At 52.3% G+C, this 20,661-nt stretch carries 24 protein-coding genes; 8 read left to right on the plus strand and 16 right to left on the minus strand.

Going from position 1 to position 20,661, the window contains the following annotated elements; translation table 11 throughout:
* Positions 1-27: 27 nt before the first annotated feature.
* Positions 28-774 (plus strand): bifunctional 2-polyprenyl-6-hydroxyphenol methylase/3-demethylubiquinol 3-O-methyltransferase UbiG, encoded by a 747-nt coding sequence (gene ubiG, locus Q4544_RS08935; protein ID WP_303505482.1) that lies wholly within the window; start codon positions 28-30, stop codon positions 772-774.
* On the opposite strand, the gene Q4544_RS08940 is transcribed toward ubiG, so the two are convergent.
* The 5 genes from Q4544_RS08940 to Q4544_RS08960 are packed head-to-tail and all read right to left on the minus strand — an operon-like array spanning position 771 to position 3,248.
* Positions 771-932 (minus strand): hypothetical protein, encoded by a 162-nt coding sequence (locus Q4544_RS08940; RefSeq protein WP_303505484.1) that lies wholly within the window; start codon positions 930-932, stop codon positions 771-773. The two genes, ubiG and Q4544_RS08940, sit on opposite strands and share 4 nt — an antisense overlap.
* A complete protein-coding gene (locus tag Q4544_RS08945) occupies positions 929-1,381 on the minus strand; it encodes a MarR family winged helix-turn-helix transcriptional regulator (RefSeq protein WP_303505486.1) in 453 nt (150 codons plus the stop codon). Before Q4544_RS08945 ends, Q4544_RS08940 begins: the two co-directional genes overlap by 4 nt.
* The gene (locus tag Q4544_RS08950) at positions 1,362-2,201 is read right to left on the minus strand and encodes a carbon-nitrogen hydrolase family protein (RefSeq protein ID WP_303505488.1); all 840 of its coding nucleotides are present in this window, start codon (positions 2,199-2,201) and stop codon (positions 1,362-1,364) included. The genes Q4544_RS08945 and Q4544_RS08950 overlap by 20 nt, the downstream gene beginning before the upstream one ends.
* The gene (gene grxC, locus Q4544_RS08955; protein ID WP_303505490.1) at positions 2,201-2,458 is read right to left on the minus strand and encodes a glutaredoxin 3; all 258 of its coding nucleotides are present in this window, start codon (positions 2,456-2,458) and stop codon (positions 2,201-2,203) included. The genes Q4544_RS08950 and grxC overlap by 1 nt, the downstream gene beginning before the upstream one ends.
* Before the next feature lie 37 nt (positions 2,459-2,495).
* Complete coding sequence (locus tag Q4544_RS08960; protein ID WP_303505492.1) at positions 2,496-3,248, minus strand: ComF family protein; 753 nt, start codon at positions 3,246-3,248, stop codon at positions 2,496-2,498.
* Between Q4544_RS08960 and Q4544_RS08965 the strand changes: the two genes are divergently transcribed.
* Both Q4544_RS08965 and hemH read left to right on the plus strand, forming a co-directional pair.
* Positions 3,243-4,061: an SAM-dependent methyltransferase gene (locus Q4544_RS08965; protein WP_303505493.1), complete on the plus strand. Its 819-nt coding sequence runs from the start codon at positions 3,243-3,245 to the stop codon at positions 4,059-4,061. The two genes, Q4544_RS08960 and Q4544_RS08965, sit on opposite strands and share 6 nt — an antisense overlap.
* A gap of 158 nt (positions 4,062-4,219) precedes the next feature.
* Entirely contained in the window at positions 4,220-5,281 is a 1,062-nt protein-coding gene (gene hemH / locus Q4544_RS08970; RefSeq protein ID WP_303505495.1) for a ferrochelatase, read from the plus strand.
* Between the two features lie 90 nt (positions 5,282-5,371).
* Here the strand turns inward: hemH and Q4544_RS08975 are convergent, their stop codons facing one another.
* Positions 5,372-5,551: a hypothetical protein gene (locus Q4544_RS08975; protein WP_303505497.1), complete on the minus strand. Its 180-nt coding sequence runs from the start codon at positions 5,549-5,551 to the stop codon at positions 5,372-5,374.
* A gap of 144 nt (positions 5,552-5,695) precedes the next feature.
* Positions 5,696-6,295: a L,D-transpeptidase gene (locus Q4544_RS08980; protein WP_303505498.1), complete on the minus strand. Its 600-nt coding sequence runs from the start codon at positions 6,293-6,295 to the stop codon at positions 5,696-5,698.
* Positions 6,296-6,463: 168 nt separating this feature from the next.
* On the opposite strand from Q4544_RS08980, the gene Q4544_RS08985 reads away from it, so the two are divergent.
* Positions 6,464-7,027: a CAP domain-containing protein gene (locus Q4544_RS08985; protein ID WP_407063038.1), complete on the plus strand. Its 564-nt coding sequence runs from the start codon at positions 6,464-6,466 to the stop codon at positions 7,025-7,027.
* Positions 7,028-7,030: 3 nt separating this feature from the next.
* Here Q4544_RS08985 and Q4544_RS08990 read toward each other — a convergent pair whose 3' ends face one another.
* From Q4544_RS08990 to Q4544_RS09015, 6 genes are all read right to left on the minus strand, one after another.
* On the minus strand, positions 7,031-7,522 hold the full coding sequence (locus Q4544_RS08990; protein ID WP_303505502.1) for a murein L,D-transpeptidase family protein: 492 nt from the start codon (positions 7,520-7,522) through the stop codon (positions 7,031-7,033).
* 87 nt (positions 7,523-7,609) lie between these two features.
* Complete coding sequence (locus Q4544_RS08995) at positions 7,610-8,824, minus strand: class I SAM-dependent RNA methyltransferase (protein WP_303505504.1); 1,215 nt, start codon at positions 8,822-8,824, stop codon at positions 7,610-7,612.
* A 47-nt stretch (positions 8,825-8,871) separates the two neighbouring features.
* Positions 8,872-10,737 (minus strand): ABC transporter ATP-binding protein, encoded by a 1,866-nt coding sequence (locus tag Q4544_RS09000; RefSeq protein WP_303505506.1) that lies wholly within the window; start codon positions 10,735-10,737, stop codon positions 8,872-8,874.
* 291 nt (positions 10,738-11,028) lie between these two features.
* Positions 11,029-12,180, minus strand: coding sequence for a CCA tRNA nucleotidyltransferase (locus Q4544_RS09005; protein ID WP_303505508.1), 1,152 nt, complete (start codon positions 12,178-12,180; stop codon positions 11,029-11,031).
* Entirely contained in the window at positions 12,177-12,773 is a 597-nt protein-coding gene (locus Q4544_RS09010) for a CoA pyrophosphatase (protein WP_303505510.1), read from the minus strand. Before Q4544_RS09010 ends, Q4544_RS09005 begins: the two co-directional genes overlap by 4 nt.
* Positions 12,770-13,759: an Hsp33 family molecular chaperone HslO gene (locus Q4544_RS09015; protein WP_303505512.1), complete on the minus strand. Its 990-nt coding sequence runs from the start codon at positions 13,757-13,759 to the stop codon at positions 12,770-12,772. The genes Q4544_RS09010 and Q4544_RS09015 overlap by 4 nt, the downstream gene beginning before the upstream one ends.
* 79 nt (positions 13,760-13,838) lie before the next feature.
* Here Q4544_RS09015 and Q4544_RS09020 point away from each other — a divergent pair, with 79 nt between their 5' ends.
* On the plus strand, positions 13,839-14,288 hold the full coding sequence (locus Q4544_RS09020; protein ID WP_303505514.1) for an NUDIX hydrolase: 450 nt from the start codon (positions 13,839-13,841) through the stop codon (positions 14,286-14,288).
* On the opposite strand, the gene Q4544_RS09025 is transcribed toward Q4544_RS09020, so the two are convergent.
* Complete coding sequence (locus tag Q4544_RS09025) at positions 14,285-15,547, minus strand: PP2C family protein-serine/threonine phosphatase (RefSeq protein WP_303505515.1); 1,263 nt, start codon at positions 15,545-15,547, stop codon at positions 14,285-14,287. The two genes, Q4544_RS09020 and Q4544_RS09025, sit on opposite strands and share 4 nt — an antisense overlap.
* A gap of 153 nt (positions 15,548-15,700) precedes the next feature.
* On the opposite strand from Q4544_RS09025, the gene Q4544_RS09030 reads away from it, so the two are divergent.
* The gene (locus Q4544_RS09030; protein ID WP_303505517.1) at positions 15,701-16,024 is read left to right on the plus strand and encodes an Hpt domain-containing protein; all 324 of its coding nucleotides are present in this window, start codon (positions 15,701-15,703) and stop codon (positions 16,022-16,024) included.
* On the opposite strand, the gene ilvA is transcribed toward Q4544_RS09030, so the two are convergent.
* Complete coding sequence (ilvA, locus tag Q4544_RS09035) at positions 16,021-17,259, minus strand: threonine ammonia-lyase IlvA (RefSeq protein WP_303505519.1); 1,239 nt, start codon at positions 17,257-17,259, stop codon at positions 16,021-16,023. The two genes, Q4544_RS09030 and ilvA, sit on opposite strands and share 4 nt — an antisense overlap.
* Before the next feature lie 349 nt (positions 17,260-17,608).
* On the opposite strand from ilvA, the gene Q4544_RS09040 reads away from it, so the two are divergent.
* Together Q4544_RS09040 and msrA are read left to right on the plus strand one after the other, a co-directional pair.
* Positions 17,609-18,838 (plus strand): argininosuccinate synthase, encoded by a 1,230-nt coding sequence (locus tag Q4544_RS09040; RefSeq protein ID WP_303505521.1) that lies wholly within the window; start codon positions 17,609-17,611, stop codon positions 18,836-18,838.
* A gap of 198 nt (positions 18,839-19,036) precedes the next feature.
* Positions 19,037-19,699, plus strand: a complete 663-nt coding sequence (gene msrA, locus Q4544_RS09045; RefSeq protein WP_407063036.1) for a peptide-methionine (S)-S-oxide reductase MsrA — start codon at positions 19,037-19,039, stop codon at positions 19,697-19,699.
* A 73-nt stretch (positions 19,700-19,772) separates the two neighbouring features.
* Here msrA and Q4544_RS09050 read toward each other — a convergent pair whose 3' ends face one another.
* On the minus strand, positions 19,773-20,648 hold the full coding sequence (locus tag Q4544_RS09050) for a ribokinase (RefSeq protein WP_303505522.1): 876 nt from the start codon (positions 20,646-20,648) through the stop codon (positions 19,773-19,775).
* Positions 20,649-20,661 lie beyond the last annotated feature (13 nt).

Consider the following 20,661-nt stretch of genomic DNA (forward strand, 5'->3'; position numbering starts at 1 on the left):
CGCCCAATTGAGCATATGGAGATTAGAATGCAACCCACACTGAACACTGTCGACCCAGCCGAAGTGGCAAAGTTTCAGGCCATGGCAGCAGAGTGGTGGGACCCGAATGGGAAATTCAAGCCATTGCATATGCTTAACCCCTGTCGTCTTGACTATATCACACGTCAAATCGCCGCAGAATACGATCGTGATCTGTCAGCTGATCTGCCGTTCAAGGGGCTAACCATTCTGGATATCGGCTGCGGTGGTGGATTGCTAAGTGAGCCGATGGCACGGCTTGGCGCCTCGGTCGTTGGGGCAGATGCGGCTGCGGGAAACATACCAGTGGCGCAGGTCCATGCAGAACAAAGTGGTCTTACCATTGATTACCGTCACACCACCGCCGAGGCGATTGCCGAAGCAGGTGAGCAGTTTGACGTTGTGATCAACATGGAAGTTGTTGAGCACGTGGCCGATCCGCAAGAATTTCTAACGGTGTGTCAACGCTTGGTGAAACCGGGTGGTTTGATGCTGTGTTCGACGCTGAACCGTACAGTGAAAAGCTTTGGTGCGGCCATTATCGGAGCCGAATGGATCATGCGCTGGCTACCAAAAGGCACGCATGAATGGCACAAGTTCATCACCCCTGATGAGCTGTTTGATATGCTGACCAAAGGCGGGCTAAATCCAGTCGATCGCAAAGGGTTTGTGTTTAACCCATTGGGCTGGAGCTGGTCGATTTCTGACCGAGACCTAAGCGTGAACTACGTCACAGCCAGCACAAAGCCTGCTTAACCTACCGCGCAGATGCCGGTTTGGTGGTCGTATCGACCACCTTGCTCTGCGCATTTTTCAACTTCGGCGGCACCACGGATCGAAGGAACGGCATAAACCAGCATAAAGATAATCGCGACAACAACCGCCGCGAGGTTCATGCCTTTTTTGCCTTTCATCCGTCATCCTCTAGCTTGACGCGCATCTCGCGCAGGATCGGCAAAGCAGAGCGCACACGATGCTCGCCAATTTCATCGACGACTTCAGAGATAATCGGCGCGATGCCCGCCAAGGCTGCATCTTTGGCCTGACGGCCTGCTGGGCTAATCGCTACCATCTTGCGCCGCGCATCGTCCCAATCGGGGCGAATATGTATATAGCCTGCGGTTTCCAGCTTGCCCAAGGTGTTGGTCATAGCCCCACGGGTCACGTGAAATGTCTTGGCCAATTGCGCAGGGCTGCGTTCGCTAGACGAATGTGACAGATGATTCAAAACTGAAAAATGTGACAACTCCATCCCTTTAGGCAGCGCCTTGGTCAGGCGACTGCGGGCAAGTTGGTCAGCCATTAGGATTTCGCTAAACAGCGACACCGCCAAGGCATTGGATTCATTTGCGTTCTGGGCCATCAAATTCTTTGTCGTGTATCAGCGACGGAATGCGCATACGCGCTTGTGCCACTTTTTCTCGGTCGAGATCAATGTAAACGATGCCGGATTCAGTTCCAGCATCTTTTACAACCTCGCCCCAAGGCGATACGACCAAAGAATGACCATATGTTTTACGACTTGGCCCGCGCGTTACAGGATGCTGACCCGTTTGGGCGGGCGCCAAGATCCAACACCCCGTTTCAATGGCACGCGCCTGCAGCAATGCATGCCAATGGGCGGCCCCGGTTATATGGGAAAAGGCCGCCGGAACGGTTAGCACATCAGCCCCAGCCTGGGCCAAAGCGCGATAGAGTTTTGGAAAGCGAACGTCATAACAGATGGTCATGCCAATATTAGCAAAGGGTGTTTCGGCAACGACAGCCTTGGCCCCCGGACGATACCCATCTGATTCGCGATAAGTCTCTTCTGCAGAGACCTGCACATCAAACATGTGAATTTTATCGTAACTGGCTTTGATTGCCCCGGTCGGATCAATCAAAAACTGCCGATTGGCAAGTCGACCATCGGCATCATGAGTTTTCAAACCGAGTGACCCAATCGTTAACCATTGCCCATGCTGTGCCGCCGTTTCACGCAGCGCTGCAAGCATTGGATCATCATCTTGATGTCGAAGGACAGCATTCTGATGAGTTCGACTGCCCGAAAGACAATTTGTCACTTCGGGCGTCAAAACATACCCAGCCCCATTTGCAGCAGCCTCTGCCATCATCGTTTGTACAGTGGCTAGATTTTCCGCCGGATCATCCGACGATGTAATTTGCAAAAGGGCTGTTTTCATTAGGCAGCAAGCAACCCGTCCAGTTTACCAGAACGCTCCAGCGCCATCATATCATCACAGCCACCAATATGCTGACCCTCAATGAAAATCTGGGGGAAAGTCCGACCACCATTGCTGCGCTGAATCATCTCTGGCTTGCGGTCTGGATTTTCCCAGACATCTACTTCGGTAAACTCGACACCTTTTTGCGTCAGCAGGTTTTTCGCAGCGGCGCAAAAACCACAAAGAGGGCGGGTATAAATCTCTACGTTTTTCATTCGGCGTTCCTATAAATCGCAATGAGTCTTGCGCGATTTAGGGACGATTTGCAACGCGCGCTAGAGCGATGACATAAACGTCACTGGCCTTTGACCGAATGCAGGCATGTGTCGCTGCTGAAAATGTCGCCCCAGATGTCATAACATCATCCACCAATAGCACGGGTCGTCCTGCCGCTTTGGACATCTGCCGTGGATGTGGTGCAATGACATTTCTGAGCCGATCAAACCGCTCTTCGCGTCCACAACCATCCAAGGGCTTTGTCGGCTTGGTGCGCAGCAATAGATCTGGGCAGTACGAAAGACCCAGCAGTTTGGCCAAACCTTGCGCCAACAAGGCAGACTGATTGTAACGACGCCGCACAAACCGCGTCCAATGCAACGGGATAGGCGCGACCAGCATATTCGGGCGCACCAAGGGCTGAGCTGCTTTGGCCATCCAAATGTGCGCTGGCCGCAGAACATCATGCCGATCCGCATGCTTCAACTGCAGCACCATGCGGCGTGCATTCCCCTGATATAACAACGCAGCGCGCCCTTGGGCCCAAGGTCGGGTGCTGACCATACAGTCATCACAATGCGCCGCACCAACATCATTTTCGCCAATCAGTGGTGCTCCACAAGCATCGCACACCGTTCCCCCAATGAATGGCGTGTCGCGCCAACATGGCCCACACAGACCAAAGTCGCTTTCGACAAAATCACCACACCCGACGCAGCGCGGCGGGTAAATCAAGCGCAAGGCGGTTTGAACTCCGCTCAGCTTGGTCTTATGGTCCGCCTCATGCAAAACGCGCCCCTTTTAACTGATCGCAAAACTCTTTTGTCCAACCGCAAACGTGCGGATCGGACCAAAGGACTTTTCCTGCAAGATGCCGCGGCAGATGACATCCAAGATCGCCTAAGCATCGTTAATAGAGAGTTCACAAAGCCAGCCATTGTGACAGCCTTCCCCGAAGTTTGGAAAGATCGCATTCCGAATGCCACAATCGTGTCCGATGACGACGTCCTGAACTTGACGCCCGGCGCGCATGATCTTGTGATCCACGCCCTATCCCTACACTGGGCCAATGATCCGGTCGGGCAGTTGATCCAATGCCGTCATGCGCTGCAAAATGATGGTCTCCTGATCACCGCAAGCTTCGGCGGGCAAACCCTACACGAATTGCGCGCGTCACTCGCTCAAGCCGAAAGCGAACTCACAGGTGGGCTTTCCCCCCGCATCCTTCCGATGGCTGAAATTCGTGACCTTGGCGCGCTGCTGCAACGCGCGGGCTTTGCCTTGCCTGTCGCTGATAGTGTTCCGTTAAATGTCACCTACAAAAGCGCACTGCATCTGATGCGCGATCTTAGGATCATGGGCGAGGGAAATGCCCTACACGCCCGGCAGCGTAAATTCATGAACCGAAGCGTCCTCATGAAAGCTTGCGAAATTTATGCAGAAACATTTGCCCAAGAAGATCGTATCGGCGCTACGTTTGAAATGATCTTTATGACAGGCTGGGCACCTGATGAAAGCCAGCCAAAACCACTGCGCCCCGGCTCAGCAGCGCATCGTTTGGCTGATGTTCTCGGTACAGATGAGACAAAGCTCAAACCATAGCCTCTTCACCTTTCTCCAAATACTCTGGGGTGAATTGGCTGAAAGCCAAGAGGGGCAAAGCCCCTACTGACTGACACAATTTTCCACTTTCACGCCATTGCCAATTGACCGCTCGTCCCTACGCGCTATCTCAGAAGAAACCAAACACAGGATAACCGATGCTGGACGCCCCAAATCAAACCGCCCGCCCAGAAAACGCAGCCTCAGATCACCCGGCTGTTGCCCGCGGTAAAACTGGAATCCTGTTGGCCAACCTCGGCACGCCAGATGACTATTCCTATTGGCCAATGCGTCGGTACCTGAATGAATTTTTGTCGGACAAACGCGTCATCGACTATCCATCTTGGAAATGGCAGCCGCTTCTTCAGGCGATCATTTTAACCAAACGGCCATTTAGCTCAGGCAAGGCATACGAATCTATTTGGAACCACGACAAAGGCGAAAGCCCGTTAATGACGATTACAAAGGATCAAGCCGCCAAGTTTCGCGATGTGATGGTGGAACGGTTTGGTGATCAAGTCATGGTGGATTTCTGTATGCGCTATGGCAATCCATCAACGAAATCCAAAGTTCGTGAAATGGTTGCTGCGGGCTGTGAACGCATCCTGTTTTTCCCGCTTTACCCACAATATGCGGGCGCGACATCAGCCACCGCAAATGACGAGTTCTTTCGCGCATTGATGAAAGAAACCTGGCAGCCTGCGGCGCGCACAATCGAACCCTACTTTGATCATCCAGCCTATGTCGAAGCTTTGGCTACATCCGTTGAAAAAGCCTATGCAGAGGCCGCCACTAAACCTGACATCCTGGTCGTCAGCTATCACGGCATGCCACTACGCTATTTGATGCAAGGCGATCCCTATCACTGCCAATGCCAGAAAACGACGCGCTTGTTGAAAGAGCGGTTAGGCTGGCAAGACACAGATATTGTTACAACCTTCCAATCCAAATTCGGCCCAGAGGACTGGTTACAGCCTTATACCGTCGAAGAAGTTGCGCGTTTGGCAGAAGGTGGCAAAAAGAGCATTGCTGTTATAGCCCCAGCCTTTTCAGCAGATTGCATTGAGACACTAGAAGAGATCAACGAAGAGATTAAAGAAAGCTTTGAGCACGCCGGTGGTGAAGAGTTTCTTTATATTCCCTGCCTGAACGATCAGGAGGATCACATCAAAGCCTTGGCACAAGTCGCAGCAGAAAACCTACAGGGCTGGCTAGACTAAGCCGAAAGGCACAACTTGGAAACGAAAAAGGGTGCCGCGAAAGCGACACCCTTTTGTTTCCTGTAGCGAAAGTTCCGCTACGGGAGAAGCTTAGTCAGCAACAGCCGCTGCAACTACTGCGATCAGCAGCAGAGGAACGATGAAGTTAGAAGAAGAAGACGCTGCTTCTTCCATAACAACTGGTGCTTCAATGATTGGATCCGCCATGGAACCAGCAAAAGCAGTAGATGCGGCAGCAGTCAAAGCAGCTGCAAGAACGATTTTTTTCATAGTATTCTCCAAGAATTAGCCTGCGCCACAAGAATTGGCAACGCAAGCACCCAAGACTTACCTCGTGTAACAGGTGTAAACAGCAATCACTTAGATTTGCAAACCCAAACACGCGATCAATTTGGCGTCAGTGCCAAAATGTCGTCAAATTAGCAACACTTGTGTGCCAACTTCCGCTACTTCAAATAGCTCAGCGATATGTTCGTTGTACAAGCCGATGCAACCGTTGGATGAGCGACGGCCGATTTTACGCGTATCATGCGTGCCATGGATTCGGTAATACGTCCAACTTAGATAAAGCGCGTGGGTTCCCAAGGGGTTGTCAGGGCCCGGGCCAACAAACGCAGGCCACTCTGGGTTACGCTTTAACATCGAAGGTGTTGGGCGCCAGCTCGGGCCAACAACTTTGCGCACGATCTTAGTACGACCACGGCGCGTTAGGTCTTCGGTCAGCGGCACTGAGGACGGGTAAAGCTTATAGTCGCCCTCTTCACTCCAGTAATGAAGTGCACGGCTGGTGATATCGACGAGGATCGCACCCTTTTTCAAATTGTCGAAATAAGGCTCCCAACGCATTGAACGAAAGCTTGATGTATTGCGGCGCACAACTTCGTTAATGTCGCGCTCGACTTCTGTTGTGGCAGCATCATTTACATCCTGCGCCAGCGCCGGCGTACTTAAGAAAGCAGCGCCGCTCGCCATAAAGGCGCGGCGGCCCAAGCCGGTTTTACGGAATTCACTCATATTTTTGCCTCTGCGATTTGCGCAATTTGGGTGATTTTATGGCCTGAAAGACGCAGTCGCAAATCAAACAAGCGTCATTTGGCCTATGTCACAGGAATGTGGGCTTTCAACGCAACGCCTCAGCCGCTAGACCCTTAAATAGCGAATAATCCTCAGGCGGAAGAACGAATAATGCGTCTAATAGCAGCTTTTCTAGCGGTTTTGTTGACTTTGTCAGCGTGTACCACATCCGGAACGGGCCCCACCACTTTGGGTGCAGATGGCAAACCACTGCCGCGCCTCTATCGAATCAGGGCGAACGACACATCTAAAATCCAATTTCGCATGCTTGATTCTGTTAATGCGCTACGTTCGGCATCCGGCATTCCAGCCGTTGAACTTGACGCCAAGCTGGTTGCGGCAGCCGCTACACATGCGCGTGACATGTCTATCCAGAACCGCCCTTGGCATTTTGGCTCTGACGGGTCGTCGCCTATTCAGCGTGTAGCACGTGCAGGTTATACAGGCACATTGGTCGGCGAGGCGATTTCTGAAACCTACGAAACCGAGCTTCAAACGCTTGGTGCTTGGATGGAAGAAACCGGATCACGTCAGGTTATCCTAGATAACACTGCGCGCCACATGGGCTTTGCTTGGCATCAGGAAAGCAACGGTAAAATCTGGTGGACGCTGGTTATGGGCGCACCCGCAGGTGTTGTCGGCGCCCCAGAACTGGTCGCCTTTGCTCAGTAAATCTTATTTGTAGATGGTGATGGGCGTGCCGTTTTTCACCATCGCATAGATTTCCTGCACTTCTTTGTTTGTCACAGCAATACAACCGGCGGTCCAATCTCGGCCGCCGTTATTGTATTTGGAAGGGCGACCGTGAATGAAGATGTCGCCACCGGGGCTAAAACCCTTGCTTGCGGCATAGGCCCGATCCGCGGCATTCGGATAGGAGATGCCGATTGATAAGTGAAACTGACTATTCGGATTGCGGCGATCAATCGTGTATTCGCCCTCTGGCGTGCGGCCATCGCCTTCGCGAACTTTGTGGCCAACTGGGCCAAAGCCAAGACCGACATCATATTGCTTTAACGCCTTAGTGCCGTGCATCAGATACATCTTGCGCTGTTCTTTATAGACAAGAACGCGCGTGACCTCTGGCCCGCGATAGGTTTCGAATTTACTGTCGCTACAGGCGGACAACCCCACAAGGGCTACCAAAAAAAGTACAATTATACGCATTACTATTCTCGTTGACTGCTCAGTGCCAATTTACCACGGCCCGCCTGTTGCGCCCAGAGGGCATTCGCCCTTCACGGCAATGTGAGGCTAGGCGCGTACGAATCGACCAACGACTTCAATATGGCTAGACCAGCGGAACTGATCGACGACCTGCACCCAATCTAGTTTATAACCACCTTCGATCAAAATCGCCGCATCCCGTGCAAACGTCACTGGGTTACAAGAGACGAAGGCAACCGTGGTTACTTTGGACTTTGCGATTTCACGGCACTGCGCCTCTGCACCGGCACGCGGTGGATCAATCACGATTGCATCGTATTTCAGATCACCCGCGATAAACGGATTACGAAACAAATCGCGTGTTTCTGTTGTGACGCGCTTTAGCCCTTTAGCCATGCGCCAGCCTTGATCAAGCGCTGACAACATAGCGCCTTCACCTTCGACGGCGTGAACCTCGGCGTTCTCAGCCAGAGGTAGGGAAAAGGTGCCGCAACCCGCAAACAAATCCGCGACTTTAGAAGCATCGCCAACAATTTCTTGAACTGCCCGCAAAAGCGCATCTTCGCCCTCGCGTGTGGCCTGTAGAAACGCACCGGGTGGAGGCGTGACTTTTGCCGCGCCAAAAGGTTGCCAAGGCGGTATCCGAGTCGCAAGGACTTCGCCATCCCAAGTTAGCCGTGCAACACCAAGTTTTTGCGCCTCAATCCCAAGCTCGGCTTCAAATGGGCCATCAAGGGGTTTCCCGCCTGAAACAGAAATATCTAGCCCTTCAGGGGCGAGCGTGGCTGTGACCGAAATCTCACCTTTGCGCGACGCGCCCATGATCGCGAGCGCCTCGGCAATACCCAGCGCGGGCTTTAGATCTGGGTGAAGTAATTGGCAGTCAGGAATCTCTGTCAGCACATCGCTGGCACGCATATGGAATCCTGCCATCGCCCCCTTTTTGGTGCGGCGTGCAGAAATCACCGCACGACGGCGACTATTCGCAGGCGACGTTTCAATAGGTCGAAAATCAGCTTCGATCCCTTGAGCAGACAGCGCATGGCGTACAATATCTACTTTCCAGTCCGCGACAAAGGCATCGCTGGCATGCTGCAAACTGCAACCGCCACAAGCTTTGTAATGGCGACATGGCGCTTTCACCCGGTTCTCGGACGGGGTCACAACCCGCATATCTTGCAGCTTAGTGCCATCGAGTGTGCCGGTGACCACTTCGCCCGGCAAGGCTAGCGGTACAAAAACGGGGCCATCGGCGATGCCGTCGCCCTGATGTCCAAGTCGGATGATTGTATGTTCTGTCATGCAACGGGCCTTACCCCGCTTAGATGGAACTGAAAACCCCTACGGCCTTATTCGGCAGCTTCGACACTATCAAAGCCACCGGATTGATGGTTCCAGAATCGTGCATAGCGACCGTTTTGCTCAAGCAATTCTTGGTGCGTGCCTTGCTCAATGATATTGCCAGCCTCCATCACCAAGATACGATCCATTTGCGCGATGGTCGACAAGCGGTGCGCAATTGCGATAACGGTTTTCCCTTGCATAACCTGTGTGAGCGCAGCCTGAATTTCCGCCTCAACTTCGCTGTCCAGCGCACTTGTCGCCTCATCCAAAACAAGAATTGGCGCGTCTTTCAGAATGGCACGCGCTAGGGCTATGCGTTGCCGTTGCCCGCCAGAGAGCTTCACGCCCTTTTCCCCGAGATGCGCGTCAAGCCCTTCCCGCCCCTGTAAGTCACGTAGCCCTAACACGAAGTCATAAGCCCTTGCCTGCTTAAGTGCTTGGACAACGTCAGCCTCGGGCGCATCAGGTCTGCCATATCGAATGTTATCCAAAGCTGATCTGTTAAACATGGCTGTGTCTTGCGTGACCATAGAAATCATGCTGCGCAAGCTTTCCTGCGTGACTTTGCCGATGTCATAGCCGTCAACCAAGATACGACCCTGTTCTGGCTCATACAGGCGCAAAAGCGTTGAGACTAATGTAGACTTACCAGCCCCGGATGCACCAACCACCCCAACCCGCTCACCAGCCGCAATCGAGACCGTTAGATTAGAAATTCCTCCACCCACGCGGCCATAAGAAAACGTGACATCATCAAATTTAATATCACCCAATGGGCGCGGCAGAACCTGCGCATCCGGTGCATCCACAAGAACATGAGACTTGGTTAAGGTGTTCATCCCATCCTCGACCTCACCAATTTTCGCATAGATTCCCATGACGGTGAACGACACCCAGTTGATCATCTGGCTCAGGCGTAGCGCAATCGCACCGACACTTGTCAATTGACCAATCGTGGCAGAGCCAATGGACCAAAAGTATACCGTGGTTCCAATCAGCAGCACTGGCAACAGCCCCGCAACAATCAATAAGATCCCCCTAAAACTTACGGAAACATAGCCAAATTCAAGCGCCGCAGAGCGCAAGGACCGCAGAGCCTCTGTCGCGGCTTGGTCCTCATGGGCGCTATGTGCAAATAACTTAACCGTTCGCATATTTGTGACGGTATCGACGATTTGTCCCGTTACCGTTGCCCGCGCACCCGCGCGCATTTTTGCGTACTTTCGAATTTTGGGCATAAAGTAGCGAAACAGCGGGAAGTACAGGCATATCCAAAACAGCAAGATCAGGCTAACCCGCCAATCGACGGCTGCGAGTATCAGCATCGCGGCTACGGCGGAAATAACGGCAAATACAACTGTGTTGATAAAATCTAGAACAACATCTGTTAATGCGCTCGCCGTCTGCATCTGCTTTTGCGCAATGCGACCCGCAAAATCATTATCAAAAAAGCTAACCGATTGACCAAGTGTCCAGCGGTGTAATCGAGAGTTAATCTGAGGAAAGAGATTTGGCCCTAAGATAAGGCTTTGAACAGTTGAACCGACCGAAAACAGCAAAGGTCGCGCGACAAGAAAAAACAAGACGCCGCCGACAAGTAGAAACGCATTATCCGCAAACACGGTATCTGCATCTGCCGTCGCCAAAACATCAATAATCCGGCCAAGAATAAAGGCAGCCGCAACATCCAATGTGCCCGCAAGACACGATGCTAAAACCCCGATGATCAACATCGAATAGCTGCCCTTGAGACACCATAGGATAAATGGCCAAAGCTTATTCGGCGGTGCGCTCTCTATTGGCTTAAACGGATCAACCCGTTGGTTAAATCGTGTGATGCCTATCCAGCGGAAAATCGTTTCAAATGTCACTCGGCAGCCTCCGTGCCAAAAAATCGCTAGATCTTCGTTGCGAAAACCAAACGCACGAGCCGCCTAATTCGAGATTACGCGCTGATCTACCACCAGAATACTAGTCCGCCTGCGCGATAGTAGTCGGCCTATATGGGAAAGCAATTACGGTTTTCCCTGCTATTTACCTTAGATCGCTGCCTATTCCCGTAGCCTAGGTCGCTTATCGCTTCGCCCAAATAGGGTGGCTCGTCCTTCGAAATCGCACCTGCACAGGAAGGGATTGTAATTAAAACGTCTCTAACTAAGCGATTACAGTGCCAAAAGCTGCTCTTTTGTCAGTTCGAAATGCGATGCGATCCATGCTGCCTCAAGCGCTTTCAATTTTGTACCAAGCGCCGGGCCCTGAAATTGATCAATCAGGTCCTTTGCAGTGACCGGGAATTGGGCCGCAGCACCTGCAATTGCCGCCGTAGCGTCCGTTGCATTCAGGGGCATCTCAAGCATTGCTGCCCGCAACAACACGACAGAGACCGCACGTTCGGCCCCTAGTCGGTACCCCAATTCGTCTGGTGGCGTTGTTGCCCCAATTTCATCGCGCAGAACCTGAAAATCGACCGCCTGTTTTTTAGACAACCGCAAGGCTTCACTCACGTTAGCACCGCCCAGCGCCGCCAAACGACGTAACGCGTTTGGTGCTTGTCCAAGCTGTTCTTCTAAGTGCACCAAAGGCGCCAAAGCGCGGTCATCTGCCCCATTTAAAACAGGAAACAACGCACCACATTGGCGCATTGCGGCAATGGAGGGGGCGGGATTGGGCGCGGCCAAGAGCTTTAGCATTTCGCTGCCAACACGTTCTTTGGAAAGGCGTGTAAGACCATCAGCATTCTCAGCAATCGCGGAGAGTGCATCGGCGTCGATGCCCGCATCGGGGTCACCATACCAAGCGTGAAACCGGAAATAACGCAGGATGCGAAGGTAGTCTTCGCGAATGCGTTGGCCCGCATCGTCGATAAACCGGAAACGTCGCGCCTTTAAGTCAACCAATCCACCCAGCGGATCAACCAATGTCCCGTCAGACCGCACATAAAGCGCATTCATCGTGAAATCACGTCTATGGGCGTCATCTTCAACTGTGTCAGAAAACGCAACAACTGCGCGGCGCCCGTCAGTTTCAACATCCTTGCGAAAGGTGGTTATTTCGTGCGGAATTCCATCTGCAACAACTGTAATTGTCCCGTGGTCTATACCGGTTGGAATGGCTTTTAGACCTGCGTCTTTTGCCAATGCCATGACCCGCTCTGGGCGCGCATCGCTGGATATATCGATATCGGATACCGGCACACCCAGCAGAGCATTCCGCACACACCCACCAACCAAAAGCGCTTGGTGGCCACCACCTTCTAACATCTTACAAACCGCCTGCGTCGACGGGCGCGTCAGCCAGTCGCCTGAGACAATCATGCAGACATCCTTTCGGCCAAACCACGCAAAATACGCGCTGTAGCGCCCCAAATATAATAGGGACCAAACGGCACCGTGTAGTAATGACGGCTTGCTCCACGCCAACGACGGCCTTGGATCGAAAAACGGGATAAGTCTGTCACATGCGCTAATGGCACATGAAACACTTCGTCGACCTCGTTTAATTCAGGAATGATTTCAAACGGCCGTTCAACCAACCCAATAACGGGTGTCATTGTAAAGCTGGTCACTGTCTCATGGGCTGGCAGCGCCCCTAAAACACGAACGTTTTCAGACGGCAGGCCAATCTCTTCGCGCGCCTCTCGTAACGCAGCCGCGATAACATCAGCGTCGCTTTCATCCTGTTTTCCACCCGGAAACGCAATTTGCCCGGGATGGTGTTTCAAATGCGAGCTGCGCTTGGTCAAGATTACCTGCGCCACGCCGTCTAGCACTTGCACCGGGATCAAAACGCCAGCGGGGCGCAATGTGCGCCCCTCCGGAAGAACCACATCCGGGTTCAAATCAAAATCCGATGACGCCGATGTTTCACGGCCCAGCGCGGTTAACAATGGCGCCAACGGATCAATCATTCAGCTGATTTCTCTGCCTGAAACCCAACGGTCTTTGGGTCCAGATCATAGTGCGAGCTGCAGAACTGACAGTCTGCGGTCACACGACCGTCTTCATTGGTCATCGTCTCAATGTCTTTGGCAGAATAGATCGACAGACTTTGGCGTACGCGATCTTCGGAACAAGTGCATCCAAACGTGACAGATTGCGCATCATAAACGCGCGGACCTTCTTCGTGGAACAGGCGAACCAACAATTGATCCGGCGTGACCGTTGGGCCAATCAGCTCGATCTCTTCAACAGAGCTCAGCAGAATATTGGCGCGGTTCCAGTTTTCTTCATCATCGTCTTGCAACAGATCACTTGCGGTCAAAAGGCCATCTTCGCCCGAACCACCTTCGCCCGAGGCAAATGGAGACGCTTTTGGCATATGCTGCAACATCACGCCGCCTGCGCGCCAATGTTCCCCAATGCCCGGCTCAATAGATTTCCCGATACGAAGCGCGAAACGTGTTGGCAATTGCTCGGACTGCGCAAAATACCCTTCGGCGCTTGCACTTATTGAACCACCGGCAAGGGCTGAAATCCCTTGGTATGGCTTCATGCCTTCACCTTGGTCGATCATCACGGCGAAATAGCCTTTGCCAAGCTGGTCAAACGGCGCTTCGTCAGTAATCCGATCTTTGTCAAAGGATGCATAGGCACGGATACGCGCGGGTTCACCCTTTTCGGTTGGTCCGTAGTAGTCCGTAGCGATCATACGCACAGGGCCATCGGTTTGAACTTGCAACGAAAGCTTCCAGCGCAATTCAATTGTTTGACCGATCAGCGCGGTTAAAAGCGCCATCTCGGCAACGAGAGCCTCAACCGCCGGAGGGTAATCGTGCTGTTTTAGAATGCCGTGCAACACGCCATCTAGGCGCGCAACGCGACCACGAATATCCGATTTATCCAGCTGAAACGGCAGTACAGTGTCGTCCCAGGCAATTTTTTGTCCGAGGGTCATGGGGTTTCCTTACAAGCCTTATCTTGGCATACCGCAGCTATATAGGTGCGGCAAGACGTGTGAAAAGGGCCAGTAACGTATGATTAGACGGTTTGGAACCCCACCCGAAGCGGAACGCCGCTATATCCGCCGCCCCGGAGCCTATGTCGTGTTGTTGCAGGGCGACGACATGTTGGTCACCCGCGAAGACCGATCAGATGTTGGAATTGCACCAGAATTTCAGTTGCCGGGTGGCGGTATTGATCCGGGTGAATCACCTATTCCAGCGCTGCATCGCGAAGTGATGGAGGAAACCGGCTGGACGATGGCATCACCCCGACGACTGGGCGCATTTCGGCGGTTTGTCTTTATGCCAGAATACGATCTGTGGGCTGACAAGATTTGCACAATCTATGTGGCCCGTCCGGTTCGCCGCTTTGGCCCGCCGTTAGAGGATGGTCACACCGCAATCTGGATGCCACGCGACCAAGCGACTCGCCTTTTGGCGAATGTCGGTGACCGCCACTTTGCCCAGCGCGCCCGCTTTTAGGAACGGTTGAATTCCAACAACACGCCTGAAATGTCGTCAGGAAAACGTTTTGCCCCCGCGAACTCCTGTAGATGCCAAACCAGCGCCTCTAAATATTCTGTACCGCTACTGTTCACGAGCAATACGGCAAGCTTCTCGAGCCCGTCTTCGTCTAACAACTCCCCTTCGGGATCGGGGCATTCTGTTGCCCCATCAGACAAAATTAGCAACCGGTCACCTGGATTGAGGTGTATCTCAAACTGCTCGTACTGCGCGCCAGGAACCAGCCCAACAGGCAGCCCGCCCGTTCCCTTTTGCTCAACGCGCCCATCCGCGCGCTGAACCAGCGGATGCGGATGCCCGGCCTGCGCCAGAATAATTCTACCCTCAATAAGATCGACCTCTGCAAGCATCATTGTGAAGTAATGTTCTGTCTCGATCTCATCCAAAAAATGTTGGTTCAGCTGCGCGATAACCTGAGCCGGTGGAACAGGTTCATAAGTGCCATCTGATTGCGCCCGAAGCGCCACATTCTGATCGGGCACCGACGCGGACAGATACCCAGCCAAACGCGCTGTCATTAATGCAGAACTGACCCCATGCCCGGACACATCAATCGCGTACAAGCCAAAGCGCCGTTCATCAATTGGATAATGCCCCACCAAATCACCACCTACGTGGCCACTGGAATGCAGCATCATAGCGACGGTACAGCTATCAAAAGTCAGGAAACGGTCCGGTATCAACGAATCTTGCAACCGCTTTGCCTCTAGCAGATCGCGATCTAACAACTCGTGTACGCGCTGTAATTCCAAAAGAGTTTCCGTGATGACGCGGTTCTTTTCAGTCAGCTCGCGTTGCATCCGCAAAATGCGTTCACCGGCTGATATACGCGCCTGCAGCTCCTGCGCGTTGATTGGTTTAATCAGAAAATCATCTGCGCCTAACTCTAACCCCTTCACCACTTCGTCTTTTTCACTCTTCGACGTGAGCAAGATAAAATACCCATATCGGTCGGCCGAGAGTTCGCGAAAGGCTTGGCAGAATTCCAATCCGTCCATGCCTGGCATCATCCAATCGGATAACACCAAATCCGGTGAACGGGTTTTGCAAAACTCTAAAGCCTCTTGCCCTGACGATGCTTCGACCACTTCGTAACCAGCACGTTCTAAAGAGGCGCACAAAATGCGGCGCTGTAGACGGCTATCGTCAACCAATAGAACCAACTTAATTGCCCCTGTTTCGGGCTGAAGTTCGTCGACTCGTTTTTGCGCGTTCAAGTCATCCTCATTTCCTAAGGTTCGCCACTTGTGGCCTATCTAGATAATCCAAGGTTTCTTAATGCCCCGTAAAAATTGAAGTACGGCAAAACGTAATGAATTCGTTCGGAAACTATTAAGGTCTGCGCCCTAAGGTGAGGGAAGGAGGACCCCATGATAAATTGGACGCGCGTAGATGAATTAACCGATGAAATCGGCAAGGCCGAATTCGGTGAGGTCGTTGAAATTTTCCTAGAAGAAGTCGACGACGCCATATCTCGTCTTGAAGCCTCAACAGAGCTAGAGGCGGATCTTCATTTCCTCAAAGGCAGCGCGTTAAATCTTGGCTTCACCAATTTTTCCAAAGCCTGCCAAATCGGCGAACTGGTAGCCTCACGCGGTAAGCAAGATAGCATTGATGTTGCCGAAATACTGGATTGCTACGCAAAATCCCGGGCTGCTTTTCTTGCAGGATTGGCAACACGTTCCGCTGCTTAGATCAAAAACTGCGCCAAAGTTTCGTCATTGGTAATGTCGCTGTACCCCATGCCCGCAGCATCCAATCGCGCAAACAAAACCTCAAAATTCTCTGTCTTTTTGGTTTCAATACCAATCAAAACCGACCCGAAATTCCGCGCAGATTTCTTTAGGTACTCAAACCGCGCAATGTCATCCTCGGGGCCAAGGATGCCTAAGAATTCTTTCAATGCACCGGGACGTTGCGGCAAACGCAGAATGAAATATTTCTTAACACCAGAATACCGCTGCGCGCGCTCTTTAACTTCGGGCAAACGTTCAAAATCAAAGTTTCCGCCCGAGGTCACACAGACAACAGTCTTGCCTTTGATCTGGTCTGCCACATCGGCCAAAGCATCAACCGCCAAAGCACCAGCAGGCTCTAGAACAATGCCCTCAACGTTCAACATCTCTAGCATCGTTGTGCAAATGCGGTCCTCAGGAACGCTGATCACATCGTTAGGGTCAATACTTGCAAGCCGTACAAACGTTTTTGAACCAATCTGAGCAACGGCCGCGCCATCCACGAAACCGTCCAATGAAGGCAGTCGAACGGGCTTACCCGCGGATAAGGCCGCTTTCAAACTGGCGCCGCCCTTTGGTTCCACCAACGTGAAATGTGTTTGTGTACCAAAATATCCGCAAACACCGGCCGCCAATCCACCACCGCCAACAGGCAAAATCACATGGTCTGGGGCACGCCCCAACTGACGCTCAATTTCTGCCGCAACCGAGGCCTGACCTTCAATCACGTCCTCATCATCAAACGGCGACAGAAATGTGCCATCCACTTCGTCGCAATATTCCTGCGACGCAGACAATGTGTCATCAAAATAGTCACCAACCAAACGCACGTCGATGGCATCGCCACCAAAGACTTTGGTCTTAAAAATCTTTTGCTGCGGGGTCGTCACCGGCATGAAAATCACTCCACGCACACCAAAATGCTTGCACATAAAGGCGACACCCTGCGCGTGATTGCCCGCACTCGCGCAAACGAACACGTCCTTAGACGGATCACTCGCAAGCACCTTGCGCATTGCATTAAAGGCACCGCGTAATTTGTAGGACCGTACTGGCGTTAAGTCTTCGCGCTTTAGATATACTTCTGCCCCATAACGCAGCGACAAATGCGCGTTACGCTGCAACGGCGTGGCATCAAATACATCACGCATCGCGGTTTGGGCTCGGCGGGCAAGGTCTTGGAATTGGGTCATGACATTGTCAGTGCCGCAAGCCCTCTCTTAAGGCAATAGTGCACGACAAAGCATACGAAAGAATACCAAACAAAGACTGCTATAGCGGTGTCCATTTCGAATCGTCAGGTCATGGGTGCTGCGTTCGCGAACGCCAAGACCGATCCACACCACGCCAATTGTTCAGGGGCATCTTCGTTTGCTGAGCAAATATGCCCAAACTCAGCAAATTATCTGCACGATTCAACCTAAAGAATATGACCACAATTCATTTTTTGGCCGCAAAGACAAGTCCAATAGGTCACACGGCTTGCCCTAAGCAAAAAAAGGCGGTATCGGCCCATCGTTGCCCGTTTGAAGGAAAGATGACATGTCCGCGCCTAAAAAAGTTGTTCTGGCTTACTCCGGTGGCCTTGATACCTCGATCATCCTGAAATGGTTGCAGACCGAGTATGGCTGCGAAGTGATCACTTTTACCGCTGACCTCGGCCAAGGTGAAGAGCTGGAGCCAGCCCGTAAAAAAGCTGAGATGCTCGGCATCAAGCCTGAAAACATTCACATCGAAGATTTGCGCGAAGAGTTCGTGCGTGATTTCGTTTTCCCGATGTTCCGTGCCAATGCCGTTTACGAAGGCCTGTACCTCTTGGGTACGTCCATTGCACGCCCGTTGATCTCCAAGCGTTTGATCGAGATTGCAGAAGCCAACGGCGCGGATGCGGTTTCTCATGGCGCGACTGGCAAAGGCAACGATCAGGTTCGCTTCGAACTAGCAGCCTATGCTCTGAACCCAGACATCAAGGTGATCGCACCTTGGCGCGAATGGGATCTGGGTAGCCGAACCAAGTTGATCGAATTCGCTGAAAAGCACCAAATCCCTATCGCCAAAGATAAACGTGGCGAAGCGCCATTCTCTGTTGATGCAAACTTGCTGCACACCTCTTCCGAAGGCAAAAGCCTCGAAGACCCAGCGACTGATGCGCCAGAATATGTGTACCAGCGTACTGTGAGCCCTGAAGAGGCACCAGATACACCAGAGTTCATCGAAATCGGCTTTGAAAAAGGCGACCCGGTCAGCATCAATGGCGTGGATATGTCGCCTGCGACTGTCCTGACTGAGCTAAACGAATATGGCCGCAAGCACGGTATTGGTCGCTTGGATCTTGTCGAAGGTCGTTACGTTGGCATGAAATCCCGCGGTATCTACGAGACACCAGGCGGCACAATCATGCTCGAGGCGCACCGCGGCATCGAATCCATCACAATGGACCGTGGCGCAATGCACCTCAAAGACGAGCTGATGCCTAAATACGCAGAGCTGATCTACAATGGCTACTGGTATTCGCCAGAGCGTGAAATGCTGCAAGCAGCTATCGACGCAAGCCAAGACCACGTGACCGGTACTGTTCGTGTCAAACTGTACAAAGGTCACGTTCGTACAGTGGGCCGTTGGTCTGATCACTCCCTCTACTCCGAAGAGCACGTAACATTCGAAGAAGATATGGGCGCATATGATCAAACCGATGCGGCAGGCTTCATTCAGTTGAACGCGCTACGTCTTAAACTGATCGCAATGCGGAACAAACGCGTCGCTAAAAAATAATCGGAACGGCCCGCCATAGCGCGGGCCTTTTTGATTTTGCTTGATCCAAATACCTTGGGGTGAATTGGCGCTAGCCAAGAGGGGCAAAGCCCCTCATCCGATCTCTCAAGTCATCACCAACGCGTGACCTAACGCGCCCGTGACTTGAGCCGCCCACATTCCTTGTGCAACCTGCTTTCAACTCTTGGAGGACAGGACATGGAACAAACCATTAATCTAAAAATGCTTTTACTCGGTGGCTTGATTGCAGTTGGCGCTGCGATAAGTTGCAGCACTGCCAACGCAGGCACAGAAAAACTTGTCGTTGCAGGCGGGTGTTTCTGGTGCGTTGAAAGCGATTTTGAAAGTGTACCGGGCGTGAAAAAAGCTGTCTCTGGCTTCACGGGTGGCACTGCCGCTAACCCGACGTACAAGCAAGTGACCAAAGGCGGTTCCGGCCATTATGAAGCTGTTGAGATTACGTTTGATAACAGCAAAGTTTCCCGGGATAAGCTTTTACACCTCTTCTTTCGGTCCGTTGATCCGACAGATGCTGGAGGCCAATTCTGCGATCGGGGTGACAGCTACCGAACCGCAGTTTTCTATATGAACGACGCTCAAAAAGCCGCTGCGGAAGCCGCAAAAACCAAAGCACAGAAAGACCTGGGGAAAACTATCGTGACGCCTGTACTTGCGGCCGGTAAGTTTTTCAAAGCTGATGCCTCTCATCAAGATTACTACAAAGGGACCAAAGTTGTACTAACGCGATTTGGTCCTAAGAAGAAATCCGATGCCTACCAGCGCTACCGCAAAGCCTGTGGCCGAGATGCACGGGTTAAACAGCTTTGGGGCAGCGATGCACCCTTTGCGGATAAGTACTAAGAGGCCTGTCCCTAGGTCAAAACTTTGTTTGGCCTACCAGAGTATTTTTGAAAATATAAAGATCGTCAGCGTGTTAAAGCCGCGCTGACTGCACCTCTTTCAGGTCGGGAATAGCATCAGCAGCACCGGCGCGCGTGACCATCAACGCGCCCGCGCGCATGGCAAGTTTGATCGCTTGCTCCATAGGGAGCCCACGGTCTCTTGCTGCTAAGACGTAACCCGTAAATGTATCGCCAGCACCTGTTGTATCCACGACCTCAACGTCGAAAGCAGGGAAATCCTGTACGGTGCGCTTCACCGTATTGATCCAACGACATCCTTTTGCGCCTAAGGTGATGATAATATCGGCCACTGGAAGCTGTTCCGGCGATTGCCCTGTTGCTGCTTCGAGTTGCTGAGCTTCGACTTCATTTAAGATCAAGAAATCCAGAAGAGGCATGACATCAGCAACCGCCTGGGCCTCAAATGGAGCGGCGGCATAAGCGACATACATCGCTAAATCCTTGCCCATCTGCGCAGCATATCGTTGGTTATTCGTCTCGTTCTGAATAAGAAGCGTATCGCCACGTGCGCTTTCGCTCAGGGCTTTGCCAATCGCATTTTCAGTTATTTCGTAGTTCGCACCCGGCAATAGAACAATCGCGTTTTCACCCGATTGATCGACGTTAATCACCGCATGTCCGGTTGGAACTTTATCCAAAACAGCGATGTGCCGCGTGTCTACACCGTATTCAAGCAACCGTTGGCGCGCCCAGGATCCGTCCGTCCCAACTGCCCCGATATGAGACACAAGTGCAGCCGCACGAGACGCAGCAACTGACATGTTTGCGCCTTTTCCACCAAGCCCTCGATGCATTTGGTTGGCCGCTAAGGTTTCTCCAGGTCCGGGCAAATGCGGGACTTGGTAAACATAGTCGGCATTAATAGAGCCGAGATTATAAATCGCCATCAAATACTCACAA

Origin of the sequence: Cognatishimia sp. 1_MG-2023 (assembly GCF_030548175.1) — a bacterium.
In the GTDB taxonomy this organism is placed as follows: domain Bacteria; phylum Pseudomonadota; class Alphaproteobacteria; order Rhodobacterales; family Rhodobacteraceae; genus Cognatishimia.

What these genes read in the sequence shown, in the direction of transcription:
- ubiG (WP_303505482.1), top strand. Translation starts at nt 28, where the DNA reads ATGCAACCCACACTGAACACTGTCGACCCAGCCGAAGTGGCAAAGTTT.
- Q4544_RS08940 (WP_303505484.1), bottom strand. Translation starts at nt 932, where the DNA reads ATGAAAGGCAAAAAAGGCATGAACCTCGCGGCGGTTGTTGTCGCGATT.
- Q4544_RS08945 (WP_303505486.1), bottom strand. Translation starts at nt 1,381, where the DNA reads ATGGCCCAGAACGCAAATGAATCCAATGCCTTGGCGGTGTCGCTGTTT.
- Q4544_RS08950 (WP_303505488.1), bottom strand. Translation starts at nt 2,201, where the DNA reads ATGAAAACAGCCCTTTTGCAAATTACATCGTCGGATGATCCGGCGGAA.
- grxC (WP_303505490.1), bottom strand. Translation starts at nt 2,458, where the DNA reads ATGAAAAACGTAGAGATTTATACCCGCCCTCTTTGTGGTTTTTGCGCC.
- Q4544_RS08965 (WP_303505493.1), top strand. Translation starts at nt 3,243, where the DNA reads ATGCAAAACGCGCCCCTTTTAACTGATCGCAAAACTCTTTTGTCCAAC.
- hemH (WP_303505495.1), top strand. Translation starts at nt 4,220, where the DNA reads ATGCTGGACGCCCCAAATCAAACCGCCCGCCCAGAAAACGCAGCCTCA.
- Q4544_RS08975 (WP_303505497.1), bottom strand. Translation starts at nt 5,551, where the DNA reads ATGAAAAAAATCGTTCTTGCAGCTGCTTTGACTGCTGCCGCATCTACT.
- Q4544_RS08980 (WP_303505498.1), bottom strand. Translation starts at nt 6,295, where the DNA reads ATGAGTGAATTCCGTAAAACCGGCTTGGGCCGCCGCGCCTTTATGGCG.
- Q4544_RS08990 (WP_303505502.1), bottom strand. Translation starts at nt 7,522, where the DNA reads ATGCGTATAATTGTACTTTTTTTGGTAGCCCTTGTGGGGTTGTCCGCC.
- Q4544_RS08995 (WP_303505504.1), bottom strand. Translation starts at nt 8,824, where the DNA reads ATGACAGAACATACAATCATCCGACTTGGACATCAGGGCGACGGCATC.
- Q4544_RS09005 (WP_303505508.1), bottom strand. Translation starts at nt 12,180, where the DNA reads ATGATTGTCTCAGGCGACTGGCTGACGCGCCCGTCGACGCAGGCGGTT.
- Q4544_RS09010 (WP_303505510.1), bottom strand. Translation starts at nt 12,773, where the DNA reads ATGATTGATCCGTTGGCGCCATTGTTAACCGCGCTGGGCCGTGAAACA.
- Q4544_RS09015 (WP_303505512.1), bottom strand. Translation starts at nt 13,759, where the DNA reads ATGACCCTCGGACAAAAAATTGCCTGGGACGACACTGTACTGCCGTTT.
- Q4544_RS09020 (WP_303505514.1), top strand. Translation starts at nt 13,839, where the DNA reads ATGATTAGACGGTTTGGAACCCCACCCGAAGCGGAACGCCGCTATATC.
- Q4544_RS09030 (WP_303505517.1), top strand. Translation starts at nt 15,701, where the DNA reads ATGATAAATTGGACGCGCGTAGATGAATTAACCGATGAAATCGGCAAG.
- ilvA (WP_303505519.1), bottom strand. Translation starts at nt 17,259, where the DNA reads ATGACCCAATTCCAAGACCTTGCCCGCCGAGCCCAAACCGCGATGCGT.
- Q4544_RS09040 (WP_303505521.1), top strand. Translation starts at nt 17,609, where the DNA reads ATGTCCGCGCCTAAAAAAGTTGTTCTGGCTTACTCCGGTGGCCTTGAT.
- msrA (WP_407063036.1), top strand. Translation starts at nt 19,037, where the DNA reads ATGGAACAAACCATTAATCTAAAAATGCTTTTACTCGGTGGCTTGATT.
- Q4544_RS09050 (WP_303505522.1), bottom strand. Translation starts at nt 20,648, where the DNA reads ATGGCGATTTATAATCTCGGCTCTATTAATGCCGACTATGTTTACCAA.